Genomic DNA, 12,857 nt, shown 5'->3' on the forward strand with positions numbered 1-12,857 from the left:
TAAGTTAGGAAAAATAAAATGAAAAAACGCCATTTTTTTCTCTAGGTCTAGGGAAGGATGGCGTTTTTATTATAATTTTAGCAAATCTTTATGAATGAAAGTACTTCAAGTAAATCGTGAGCCACACGAGAATGTTCAAATCCCTCCCAAAATGAATCTTTCTTCCAAACAGCAGCTATACCAGCGTTTTCAGCTCCAATTACATCATTTTCTGGATGATCTCCTACATAAATACATTCTTCTGGTTTCACATTTAATTGACGGAGAGCACGTTCGAAAATAACTGGATGTGGCTTTTTAATTCCTTCTGCTTCCGAAATAAGAATTGTATTTGTATACGTATGAAGCTGCAAAGCACGAAGATTGTTCATTTGGAATTCGGTGAATCCATTTGTGATAATTCCAATTGCGATATTTTGATTTTGTAATTGTTGTAGCAATTCATGCATATTTGGAAAAGGAATGCAGTGGTTTGTGAATTCTGTTACGTAGTCGTGCAGGAGCTGATTGGTTGTTAGAGTTGTAATGTTATATTCGGTAAGTAAGGTAGTATACACTTTATCTTTCCAAGTATAGCCGTTATTGTCTAGGTGAATGAAGCGAGTACAATATTCGTTCTTTCCTATCCCAGTAAAATGCTCTGCGTAACGATCATATTGATTGTGAATAAAACTCTCTAGAGATAGTCGTCGATCTAATAATGTTCCATCTAAATCAAATAATACAGCGCGTATCATCATACATCATCCCCTTTAAAAATAAAAAACTCCCTAAAAATAATTATCGCATATTTGTAAGAAAATGATTATTCATAAAATCTTGACTGGTGAGAGCTAATACTCAGTGGGGATGAAAAAATTCCCCCACTGAGTAAAGTTTCACTGTATCATATCTTTGTAGAATGGAATAATGGGAGGGTTATATGAGAACAATTTATGGGAAACTACTATGTTTTACCTTAACAATTGCTGTTATAACAGGGTGTAGTAAAGAGGTAAAAGTTTCAGAGAAGAAAGAGATATGTAAAACAGAAGATGAATGTACGAAACTTGGAGATGATATGGTTCAAAAAGTATATAAAGAAATGAAGAGCCTGTCTGAACTAGAGGGAGTCGAAGAAAGTACAGACGAGGGTACTGATACTGGAAAGAATGATAACAGAAAAGAAGCTGAGAAAAAGGAAGATGATGATGAAAACTATTTCTTTTTAGCATCTTATTATATTGATGAGGAAGGTATTATCGATCCTTATTTTGAAAAGCTAGATAAGAAACGTTTAAATAAAGTATTTAAGGATGATCAAGAAGCGAAGGAAGAAATCATACAGCAGCATAAAGATCAGGATTATCATGAGACGTTATGGGGAATTTATCGTACGTTAATTCCATCTAAATATAGAGAGAACATAAAAGAGTTTGATATTGTGACAGATGGATACGATGGAATTGTTGCTCATGTGACTCCTAGTATGGAGAATCCGAAAGATTGGGTACTAAGTTTAGATACGCTTGATTCCGGTGTGTATATTGATGAAGTAATGAAGACGCTAATACACGAGACAGCTCATGTATTAACACTGAGTGATAAACAAATTCCAGTAGATGAAAAGTATATAAAAGCATTTGAAGCGGAAAAAGATGTCTCTTCTTATCAAAATAAGTGTGAAAATCTTTTTTTGCAAGAAGGGTGTACGAAAACAGATTCCTACCTGAATCAATTTTACCTTTCTTTTTGGAAACCAATTGAACAGGAGTGGAAAGAAAAACAAGTTGAAACAAGTGAGGAAGCACAAATACAATTTTTCGAAGAGAAGCACGATCAATTCGTTTCTGAGTATGGGACAACGAATGTAGCGGAAGATATTGCAGATACATTTACAGCATTCATTTTACAAGATTCAAAGAAAGTAAAAGAAGGGCAAGAACTGAAGTATAAAAAGATAGCATTCTTCTATCAATATCCGGAGCTTGTCAAAATGAGAGCTGAAGTGTTGGTTGGATTATATGAAATTTCACAAAAAGTAAAAGAATAAAATGAGTAAAAGCGACCAAAATATAATTAGGTTGCTTTTTTTGTAGAAGCAGGAACTAGCATTTTCAAATAGAATAGAGTATAAAAGGAAAATTGTCACAAAATTGCCACAATTAGAGTATACATAGTAGAGATGTAATGAATTCATTCTCAAGGGGGTAGATCGTATGAAAACCATTCTTGCTATTGCTGGTCTTATTTGGGTAATGTCGCATGGGGTTCCGATTTTCGAAGGAGAACAGATTCGTACAGCATTAGATAAAAAATTTAGTGATTACCGTGTTATAGATCGAAAAGATAATGTTGTAACAGTGCGTGTGAAAGATTGTTTTCATACGGTCACCATTCAAAATAGTACTGTAATGAATGATAGAAAAGTATGTGAGCGATAATCAATTTAATTTAAAAGAAAAAAGAGCTGACTCCAGCATGATTGTTTGGAGTCAGCTTCTTTTTCTTTTCCCAATCATTACTTTCTCTAATCCTTCCACAAACACATACATAAGGGTAGCGAGGATACATGTCAGTAAGACACTAAGCAGAACAAGTGTAAAGTTAAACACTTGGAATCCGTAGCTAATTAAATAACCGAGCCCTTGTTTGGAAACGAGAAGTTCTCCGAAAATAACACCAACCCATGATAACCCAACATTTACTTTTAAAGTTGAAATGATGGCTGGAAAGGAAGACGGTAAAATAACTTGTTGATAGGTTTGCCATTTATTTGCACCAAACGTATCCATTACTTTTATATAATTCGAATCAACTTCTTGAAATGCACTGTAAATAACAAGAATGGTGATGATGATGGAAATAATGACTCCCATTGCGATGGAAGAGGAAATGTTCGGACCGAAAATAACGATAATAATGGGGCCAAGTGCTACTTTTGGCATCGCATTTAATACAACAAGGTATGGATCTAATACGCGGGCGATAAGAGGGACCCACCAAAGAATGGTTGCGATAATTGTTCCGAGCACTGTCCCGAGAATAAATCCAATACTTGTTTCTAATAGTGTCGTCCATATGTGAATCCAAAGTGATCCATCTCCCCATTTACTTAAAAATAGTTCCCAAATGCTTGAAGGAGAGCTGAAGAGTAACGGATCAATCCACTCTTGTTTACTAGAAATTTCCCATAAGGCAAAGAAAAGAATGAGGAGTAATAATTGTAAAGCAACAGCCGTCCAAGTACGCTTACGTTCTTTTTTTCGAAACTGTGCGTGTAGTTGTTTTATATTATCCAAGGCTCTCCAGCTCCTTCCATATGGCTTGAAAAAGAGCTGGAAACTCACCGTGTTGTCTTGCTTCTAATGGTGGTAGAGAGCGGATGCTTTCTGGCACATTGAATATTTTAGCGATTTTTCCAGGATTTGATCGAAGTAAGTAAATACGATCACTCATTGCGATAGCCTCTTCGATATCATGTGTGACGAGAAGAGAGGTTTTTTTATACTTGTGCAATAAAGAAAATACGAGATCTTCTAATTTTAATTTCGTTTGATAATCGAGGGCTGAAAATGGTTCATCAAGCAAAAGGATTTTTGGATTGGTTGCAAGTGTACGAACGAGCGCTGCCCGTTGGCGCATACCACCAGATAATTCTGGTGGGTATTGTTTTTCTACTCCTTGTAGGCCAACTTGCTTTAAAAGTTGTAATGTATGTGCTTTCGTTTCCTGCCCATATGTTTTTGTAATATGCAAGCCAAGCATAATATTTTCTTCAATCGTCTTCCATGGGAACAAATAATCTTGCTGCAGCATATATCCCATTGAATCTGTTGATTTTATTATTGGTTTATCATCTAAAAAAACGATCCCCTCAATGGGTTGCAGTAGTCCTGCAATAATAGAAAGAAGTGTTGTTTTTCCGCAACCACTTGGGCCGAGAAAAGATATAAATTCTCCTTCTTCTACGTGTAAGCTAATATCTTCAAGGATGAGCCGAGCGCTTTCCTTTGAAAAAAAACATTGGGAAACATGAGATATTTGTAAGAAACTCATTGTATTCGCCTCTATTTCTTAATAACGCTTTCGGCAATTTTTGTATTGACGAGCGTTTCGTGTGGAACCTCTTTTTGTAGTTCACCAGCTTCTTTCATAATCTTCTGTACTTGTTTCCATTCCTCTTCATCTAATAATGGGTTCGTCGCATACGAATGTTGCTTTTTATACCGCTCAATTACTTTGACCATAATATCTTTTGAAGTATCTTTAAAGAGTGGTGTAACAACTTCGGCAATTTCTTCAGGACTATGTGTATCTACCCATTGTTGTGCTTTATATAAGGCACGTGTGAATTTTTCAGCTGCTACTTTGTCTTTCTTTAAAAAGCTTTCTTTTGCCATAAATGTTGTGTACGGAACAGTTCCAGATTCAGTACCAAAGGATGCAACAATATAGCCTTTTCCTTCTTTCTCAAAAATACTCGCTGTTGGTTCAAACAATTGGACAAAGTCACCTGTACCAGACGCGAATGCATTAGCGATATTCGCAAACTCCACATTTTGAATTAAATTTGTATCTTTATGTGGATCAATACCATTTTTCTTTAAAACATATTCTCCAACCATTTGTGGCATACCGCCTTTACGTTGACCAAGGAAAGTGGTGCCCTTCACGTCGTTCCAATTAAAAGAAGTTAACTTTTTACGTGAAACTAAAAATGTACCATCCGTTTGCGTAAGTTGGGCAAAGTTAATAATGGGATCTTTTGCCCCTTGCTGGTGAACATAAATGGATGTTTCAGAACCGACAAGTGCAATGTCAATGCCACCAGATAACAATGCAGTCATCGTTTTATCGCCGCCAGCTGTCGTTTGCAGGTCAATATCTAATCCTTCATCCTTAAAGAAACCTTTTTGAATGCCAACATAGAGCGGGGCATAGAAGAGGGAATGGGTTACTTCACCAATGTGAATCTTTTGCGCTTGTTGCTTCGTATCGTCTTTTTTATTGCACGCGACAAACGTAAAAACGGTAAGTATCAGTATACAAAAAACGGCTATCAATTTTTTCAAAATATGACACCTCCTAGAAATGAATCTACTGCCATAATATGTAGGTAAGTGCCTAGATGTGAGTGGACATAGAAGGAATTTTTTGGATGATAAAGAAGTACAAATATAAGGGGTGATAAAATGAAGTATGAATATGATGATAGTATGCATTTGCATCTTGATTATTTTGGAGAAGAATATGATGTGGAATCGATTGCTTATAAGAGAAAACATGAAGATGTATGGGATGTCTTTTTCAACTTTTCTTTTTATGGGATTGAGAAAGTTGGGGTAAGCGAAGACGCATATATGGATGAACAGTCAGGATATTACGTTTTTTCCGTACATGCCAATGATTTGAGCTGGGAGTTTGGGAGCGCTAAATTTGAAGAATGGCTGCTAGAGCATCGGATATTAGAAAAAACAGTGCAGAAATAGGATGATTGATTTTCTCGTTTTGTTATTTATATTTGTAGCAGGATGTATGATATTACAGTCGCTGTCTTATCGCTTCGCCAAAAGGAACCTTCATAAGTACAAGGAAACGAAACTTATGCATATGTGGTTGGATATGCACGTACAAAAAGGACCGAAATTAGATGGTAGTGATTATACATTTATATTGATTGTATGCATCATATGGAAAATTTGGTTTCTGCCTCTCCTAAAGTAAAACCTATAAAATCATCGTAGTAAATATCCCATCATTTACCCCCTTAATAGAAGAGCTATATGATGCATGAAAACTTAATCTTGATGTGATTAGCTCGCTTATGTTCACCTCAATTTTCTAAAAGACATACGTTTGTAACATGGAAGTGCTACAACATTAGTTAAATCGTATCTTTTTACGAAGATGAATTTAGAGGTGAACACATGAAAGCGAACTTAGAACAGGCCAAAACAAATAGAATGAATTCGAACAAGGAAGTGCCTTCTTTAGAAAAAGCGACAGAAGGCACTTCCTTATTGTACTTGAGACGAATATGTATGATTGCCCTCATACTATTCGTTCTTCCGATAACAATTTATGTATATGCTTTTCATTTTGAAACAAAAGCATTGTCAGTTACATGGAATGACATTGAAAATCCAAATATTCCAGAAAGTTTTCATGGTGTGAAGATCGTACAGTTTTCAGACACACATTTCGGACCAAATTTTCCTCACAAACAGCAACAACTATTAGTGAATAAAATCAATCAATTAAATCCTGATATTGTGGTTTTTACAGGGGATTTGATTGATAAATTTGGAGAATATACTGCAGAAAGAAAATACTCACAAACTATTTTGGCACAAATTCATGCTCCTCTTGGAAAATATGCTGTGTTTGGCAATCATGATCGAGGAGGAGGTGGTGGTTACTTATATAAAGAGTATATGGAGAATGCTGGCTTTACGGTTTTAAATAATGAAACGAAAAAGATTAAAGCTATGAATGGGGAGTATATTACTATTTCTGGTCTTGATGATTTCTTACTTGGAAAACCCAAAATTCAGCCAACCTTGCAGAATCTTAGAGTAGAGGATTTTAACTTGCTATTAGTGCATGAACCTGATGCTGTCGATCAAATACTTGAATATCCAGTAGACCTTCAAATATCTGGTCATAGTCATGGTGGACAAGTACAGCTTCCATTTATAGGTCCTATTATTACTACTTCACTAGCAAATAAATATGTAGAAGGGCTTTATTCATTAGAGGGAAAGAGTAAACCATTACAGTTATATGTGAATCGTGGTATTGGTACTACTAGAATGCCAGTACGTTTTTTAAGTAAGCCGGAACTTTCTGTTTTTTCGTTAAAGAGAACGAGCAGCCACGGGGAAAGATAGTATGTTTACTATTTACGAAGCTATAAAAAATAGAGATGAAATTTTAGTACAAATACGACAAATTATGACAAGTGTTCCTCCTTATATCTGCTATCTTAAATAAGTTCGTTATTTTTACCAGATACATAGGAGGATTTTTACATGTCAAAAAAGTTATTTTTAATTTTGCTTAGCAGTTTGTGTGCAATTGCCTTAACAGCATGCACAGGTGCAAGTGATGAAGCAAAACAGGAAGAAAAGAAAGAACAAAAAGAAGAGAAAAAACAAACAGATGAAAAGAAAATGGAAGAAGATAAACAGGCGGAAAAGCAACAACGAATAGAGGAAGAAAAACGTAAGCAAGAAGAACAGCAGCGGATCGAGGAAGAAAAACGTAAGCAAGAAGAACAGCAACGAGCAGAAGAAGAAAAACGTAAGCAAGAAGAACAGCAACGGATCGAAGAAGAAAAACGTAAGCAAGAAGAACAGCAGCGGATCGAAGAAGAAAAACGTAAGCAAGAAGAACAGCAACGAATCGAAGAAGAAAAACGTAAGCAAGAAGAACAGCAACGAGCAGAAGAAGAAAAACAAAAACAAGCAGGGCAGCAAACTCAAAAGCCAGTGCAACAAGAAGGGGCATCGAGACAAGCACAAACCAGTGGTGGCAAACCAACAAGATCACAAATTTCAGTTGGTTCTCATGTAGAGATCGTCTTAGATAAGGATCGTAATAAGCGTGTTAGCGGTGTTGTAAAAGATATTTTGACTAATACAGAAACACATCCATATGGAATTAAGGTCAGATTACAAGATGGACAAATTGGTAGAGTTCAGAGTGTTGGTTAATAAAAAAAGAGGTTATCCTAAAAGTAGTTTTTGGGATAACCTCTTTTTTTACATGAAAGTTTATTCATCAAACTATTTTATGTCATTAGATAACGTGATAAAATCTTAGTTATTGTGTATGTAATCATCAAAAAAGAGAGAATTTACGAAAAGGTTTTGTAATATTTTGATCGGACTCATATTTTGGGGCTATACAATGAATAGAGTTGTATATTGTGAATATTAACAGAATTGTTAGATGAAAAACATGGGGGTGACTGCTAGATGCCCAAACCATTACAGAAAAATGGTCGCTATATGGTTGGATTGGACAGTCTAAGGGGACTAGCTATACTAGGTGTAATTTTATATCATATCAATTTTAATTGGATGCCTGGAGGATTTCTAGGTGTTACTGTATTTTTTGTGCTTTCAGGTTATTTAATCACGGATATTCTGGCGATAGAATGGAAGAGAAATAAGAGAATTGACTTGAGGAATTTCTGGATCCGTAGGGCAAGGAGATTACTTCCTGGAATGCTTGTTATGCTTGTAATTGTAATAGCGTGGGTCACTATTTTCCACAGTTCTTTGCTAGGAAAGATGCGAGGTGATTCATTAGCAGCGTTATTCTATTTCAGTAACTGGTGGTATATTTATCACAAATTATCATACTTTGAGAGTTTTAATCAAATTTCTCCGTTAACCCATTTTTGGTCGTTAGCTGTGGAAGAACAGTTCTATGTAGTGTGGCCATTTATCATTGGTCTCGCATTTTATTTCATAAAAAAGAAATCACATATTATTTTATTCATCCTTTTAGGAGCAATAATGTCTGCATTAGCGATGGCAATCTTGTATGAGCCGGGAGCTGATCCAAGTAGAATTTATTATGGAACTGATACGCGAGCTTTTTCTTTATTAATTGGAGCGGCACTTGCCTTAATTTGGCCGAGTAGTAGGCTTGCGAATAAAATTATTCCAAAGGCACGTCTCGTTCTTGACATAGTCGGGGGAATTGCTCTTATCATCATTCTCGTTATGTTTTGGAAGACGAATCAATATGAACCATTTTTATATCAAGGGGGAATGGTTCTGTTATCAATTGCTACTGCCTTGTTAGTAGCCAATCTTGCTCATCCAGCTAGTCGAATTGCTCAATTTTTACGATTTAGACCATTACGCTGGATGGGGGTACGATCGTATGGGCTTTATCTTTGGCATTATCCGATTATTACATTAACGACACCGAAAATAAATGCTGGAGAGTTTTCACTTATACGAGCACTTTGTCAATTTCTGCTTATTATACTTGCTGCACAAATTTCGTGGAAGTTTATCGAGGATCCAATTAGGCGAGGAGCATTGAAAAATATTGGCTCGAAGAACTGGCGAATGAGAAACTTAGCATTAGGTGGCAAGGTAGCTATAATAGGTGCATTATTCATTTCTACGATAGCTGTTTTTGGGTTAACAACAGCTAGCCAAGCAAAGGATAATCCACAAACAGATAAGGGTGAGGTTCTGCAAAAGGAACAGAAAGAAGAGCCGAAACATCCAGTGGCAATTAGGGAAAAAACTGCTGAGGAACTACCTCAAAATAAAGAACAAGAGGCTGCTGTACATAAGAATAACGAGCAAACAGTTACAGCTGTAGGTGATTCTATTATGATTGATATCACCCCATATTTAAAAAATGCATTTCCTAATATTAAGATTGATGCAAAGATTGGTCGACAATTGTCCAAGGCAATTCCTGCAGTGGAACAGTTAAAGAATCAGGGAGAGTTAGGAAACCATGTCATTATTGGATTAGGGACAAATGGAGCATTTACAAAGGATCAATTAGTATCATTAGTACAATTGATTGGAAATGACCGGAAAATCATATTAGTCAATACGAGGGTGCCACGTCCTTGGGAATCAGTAGTGAATGAGAAATTAAAAGAAGTAGCAGATGCTTACGAAAATGTGACATTAGTAGATTGGTATTCAGCAAGTGCTGGAAATAAAGCATATTTTGAACCAGATGGCGTACATTTAACAAAAGCAGGTGCTGAAGCATATGCTGCGCTTGTAGAAAAGGCCGTGAATCAATAATTTGGTCTGTTTCATAGTATAAGGTGAAACTTTAATCAGTGAGGGGGGCAGGCAGTTAGTCCTCCCATCTTTCTCATTTTTTTCGGAATCTAGAGATGTAGGTCTTACTTCTCATTCATGTTGGGATAGTAGCAGAACTGTAACAAAAAAAGAACTTGTAGATACACTACAAGTTCTTTTTTACTTATATTTAATAACGGGGGTATAACTAGACAAAACAGCTCAAACATAAAGAACCGGGGAGTTCTACTTTAACCTGACAAGCTAAGTATATAACACATAAAAGCGCTTTAAATGATGAATTATTGAAAATTATGTGAATTGTTAAACTGTGAAATTTTTCAACATAATTCGATATTATTTTGTTCGAACACTCTTGTTATTTATTATAATAAGAGGTGGGAATTAGCATGAGAAAGTATATGTTTTTTGGGGAAGTGTTAAAGTGGATAGGAATTTTATTTCATTTCAAGAAGAAAAGAAAAGTGCAGTACTCTTTTTATGGGCATTGAATATTGTATGGATTATATATGAAATGGTACATTCTATTATGCTTGGAAATTCTATGTCATTAATAAGATTAGATGCTCAAATTCTAAAATTTTTGTATGCAGTTTGTTTAATCGCATGCAGTATATATTTGATAAAAAAGGAACGGTTATATCTTATTAAGTATGTATATTTGCTAGCTTATATGTGCGCGGAATGTTTTAATTTGTACTGGTATGCGATTCATAATCAAGTAGCATTTGATGATGGAAATACACTTGAATTTGTTTTTATTTTATTTGCGCCTATTTTTATGAGTAAACAATATTTACTATCTTTATTTTTCATTATTATGGGGAAATATAGTGTATTTTTACTTTTAGGAGAAAGAGGAGCATTTATGCCGTTGGTTATGTATAGTCTGTTATTATTTATAACCTACCTGTTGCTGAATCGATTTTTACAGTACCTTTCTACTATAAACAAGATAATGATAGAAAAGCGAGAGTCTGACAAGCTTGCAGTTATTGGGAAAGTGGCAGCATCTGTTGGACATGAAATTAAAAATCCACTTTCATCATTAAAAGGGTTTACACAATTGCAGAAAGAGAAATATGCAGATGATAAAGTGTATGAACAGATGATTGAGGAAATTGAACATATAAACAATATGATAAGTGAATTGATGGTAATCGCAACTTGTAAGTCTTCTACTTATAATAGTTATTTAATAGAAGAAATTGTATCAAAGGCGCTGAAAGAAATGAGTACAGAAATCAACAAGAAACAGCTGTATCTCACTTATGATGTTGCACCTGATCAAATAAAAATAGATTGTGATCATCGTAAATTAAAAGGAGTATTTCTATACATAATAAAGAACGCAATTGAAGCGATGGAGTATGGCGGAACACTTCAGATACATATAGAGAAAAGAAACGAAGATGGTGTAATCATAAGGATTATAGATGATGGATGCGGTGTACAGGAAGAGAATTTAAAGCGTATAACAGAGGCTTTTTATACGACAAAGAAAAATGGTATAGGTTTGGGTCTTACTATTGCTTGTAAAATTATTGAAGAACATAATGGGGAAATACATATTACAAGTAAAAGAAACATAGGAACGAAAGTAGATATTATTTTACCTGTATAAGAACAAAAAACGACATAAGCCCTTTTTTTAGGTGGGAGAGAATCCGACCATACATAGAAACGGTCAGCCTCATGCTAAGTGAAAACAAAGGGGGAAAATGAGTGGGTATTTCCTTTTGTTTTCATAGGTATATGCCGGAAAATTAAAATGAATTGATATAGAAGGCAAGACGGGTGAAGTATGCCTGTTGTGAATAGAGGAGTTATGCAATGAACGGTGTGTATAGATTAACTAGGGAAGAGATTCGAACATTAAAGCTGTTTTTAAGTTTATTTTTTGCAACTTTTTTTATTTATGAGATTGCGTTTCATTATATTAGACCTATGCTACAAGGGGGATTGGATGGGGATTCAATTGTAGAAAAAGGTTTAGGGATATGGTTGTATATTCTCATGATTGTATTAGTCCTTGTGGGAATCTATGTGGCGAAAAGGCATAATCCGTATGCTGTGAAATATATTATTTTCATCGGATACTGTATACTAGATTTCATTCATAATTTTATCATTTATTATGGAACGGATTTAGAGTTTGATGGAGGAAACATAGTAGAGGGATTCTTCTTTCTTTTTGCACCATTTTTTGTGAATAAACGCTATTTTTGGTTAGTAACGGGAGGCACAATCGTAAAGTATGCTTTAATGGGAGTGGTTGCGAATTCTTTTATTGTCCTCATTCCAATCGTTATGTGCAGCTTATTTTCTATTATAATGTGGATTGTTTTATTGAGATTCCAATCTTATATACGCACAATTGAAATGACGCATAAAGAATTTCAAAAGTCAGAGAAGATGGCTGTAATTGGAAGGATGGCAACAGTTATTGGCTTTAAAATGCGCAACCCATTAACGCTCTTGAAAAGTTTTGTTAGCGAACAACAAAAAAAGTATCCCGAGGATAAAATATATTGCGATATTATGGAGCAAGAAATCGAAAGAATTGACACCATTTCCACCGAACTTGTGGAGCTTGGAAATTCTAAACCAATGGAATGCGGGAGTCATAATATAAAAGATATTCTTTCATACGTGGTAAGAATTATGGGGCAGCCCGCTTCGGAACGAGGCATTAAAATACATACCGTTTATAAAGGTGAGCTACCAAGTATAGTCTGTGATGAAAAACGTTTAAAACAAGTGTTTTTAAATGTAATAAAAAATGCGATTGAATCTATGCAAGATGGTGGAATCGTTATGATTGAGGTTATATCAAAAGATGCAATGAGAGTTCGAATCAAGGATGAGGGATGTGGCATACCGAAAGATAAAATTCCTAAATTGAGCGAGGCTTTTTATACAACGAAAGATGATGGAACTGGTTTAGGGCTAATGGTTACATATAAGATTATTGAAGACCATCAAGGGGAAATACAATTTGAGAGTGAAGTTGGTGTAGGGACTACGGTCGAAATTATGTTGCCGATTCGCTGATGAATG

At 35.2% G+C, this 12,857-nt stretch carries 13 protein-coding genes; 9 read left to right on the top strand and 4 right to left on the bottom strand.

Translation table 11 applies throughout. From position 1 onward, the window contains the following. Window positions 1-77: 77 nt before the first annotated feature. Window positions 78-737, bottom strand: a complete 660-nt coding sequence (locus CN373_RS13470; RefSeq protein WP_098359556.1) for an HAD family hydrolase — start codon at window positions 735-737, stop codon at window positions 78-80. Between the two features lie 185 nt (window positions 738-922). Here CN373_RS13470 and CN373_RS13475 point away from each other — a divergent pair, with 185 nt between their 5' ends. After that, window positions 923-2,032 (top strand): hypothetical protein, encoded by a 1,110-nt coding sequence (locus CN373_RS13475; RefSeq protein WP_001259275.1) that lies wholly within the window; start codon window positions 923-925, stop codon window positions 2,030-2,032. A 166-nt stretch (window positions 2,033-2,198) separates the two neighbouring features. Continuing rightward, window positions 2,199-2,423, top strand: a complete 225-nt coding sequence (locus CN373_RS13480) for a hypothetical protein (protein WP_000849108.1) — start codon at window positions 2,199-2,201, stop codon at window positions 2,421-2,423. Window positions 2,424-2,474: 51 nt separating this feature from the next. Here the strand turns inward: CN373_RS13480 and CN373_RS13485 are convergent, their stop codons facing one another. Genes CN373_RS13485 through CN373_RS13495 form a run of 3 tightly spaced genes read right to left on the bottom strand, consistent with a single transcriptional unit; the run spans window position 2,475 to window position 5,054 of the window. Then, a complete protein-coding gene (locus CN373_RS13485; RefSeq protein ID WP_000368761.1) occupies window positions 2,475-3,281 on the bottom strand; it encodes an ABC transporter permease in 807 nt (268 codons plus the stop codon). Next, window positions 3,274-4,038, bottom strand: a complete 765-nt coding sequence (locus CN373_RS13490) for an ABC transporter ATP-binding protein (RefSeq protein ID WP_000009061.1) — start codon at window positions 4,036-4,038, stop codon at window positions 3,274-3,276. Before CN373_RS13490 ends, CN373_RS13485 begins: the two co-directional genes overlap by 8 nt. Window positions 4,039-4,049: 11 nt before the next feature. Beyond that, window positions 4,050-5,054, bottom strand: coding sequence for an ABC transporter substrate-binding protein (locus tag CN373_RS13495; protein ID WP_098359513.1), 1,005 nt, complete (start codon window positions 5,052-5,054; stop codon window positions 4,050-4,052). A 120-nt stretch (window positions 5,055-5,174) separates the two neighbouring features. On the opposite strand from CN373_RS13495, the gene CN373_RS13500 reads away from it, so the two are divergent. The 7 genes from CN373_RS13500 to CN373_RS13530 all read left to right on the top strand — a co-directional run bounded on the left by CN373_RS13500 (window position 5,175) and on the right by CN373_RS13530 (window position 12,851). Further along, on the top strand, window positions 5,175-5,471 hold the full coding sequence (locus CN373_RS13500) for a DUF3986 family protein (RefSeq protein ID WP_000873105.1): 297 nt from the start codon (window positions 5,175-5,177) through the stop codon (window positions 5,469-5,471). 1 nt (window position 5,472) lies between these two features. After that, a complete protein-coding gene (locus CN373_RS25855; RefSeq protein WP_033664509.1) occupies window positions 5,473-5,706 on the top strand; it encodes a hypothetical protein in 234 nt (77 codons plus the stop codon). Between the two features lie 317 nt (window positions 5,707-6,023). Beyond that, complete coding sequence (locus tag CN373_RS13510; protein WP_240519112.1) at window positions 6,024-6,872, top strand: metallophosphoesterase; 849 nt, start codon at window positions 6,024-6,026, stop codon at window positions 6,870-6,872. A 141-nt stretch (window positions 6,873-7,013) separates the two neighbouring features. Then, on the top strand, window positions 7,014-7,697 hold the full coding sequence (locus tag CN373_RS13515) for a YwbE family protein (protein ID WP_098359515.1): 684 nt from the start codon (window positions 7,014-7,016) through the stop codon (window positions 7,695-7,697). Between the two features lie 264 nt (window positions 7,698-7,961). Next, window positions 7,962-9,776, top strand: a complete 1,815-nt coding sequence (locus tag CN373_RS13520; protein WP_001125853.1) for an acyltransferase family protein — start codon at window positions 7,962-7,964, stop codon at window positions 9,774-9,776. Window positions 9,777-10,221: 445 nt separating this feature from the next. Beyond that, window positions 10,222-11,421, top strand: a complete 1,200-nt coding sequence (locus CN373_RS13525) for an ATP-binding protein (protein ID WP_000375693.1) — start codon at window positions 10,222-10,224, stop codon at window positions 11,419-11,421. Between the two features lie 209 nt (window positions 11,422-11,630). After that, the gene (locus CN373_RS13530) at window positions 11,631-12,851 is read left to right on the top strand and encodes an ATP-binding protein (RefSeq protein ID WP_098359516.1); all 1,221 of its coding nucleotides are present in this window, start codon (window positions 11,631-11,633) and stop codon (window positions 12,849-12,851) included. Window positions 12,852-12,857 lie beyond the last annotated feature (6 nt).

This window comes from Bacillus cereus, from assembly GCF_002561295.1.
GTDB lineage: Bacteria > Bacillota > Bacilli > Bacillales > Bacillaceae_G > Bacillus_A > Bacillus_A cereus_S.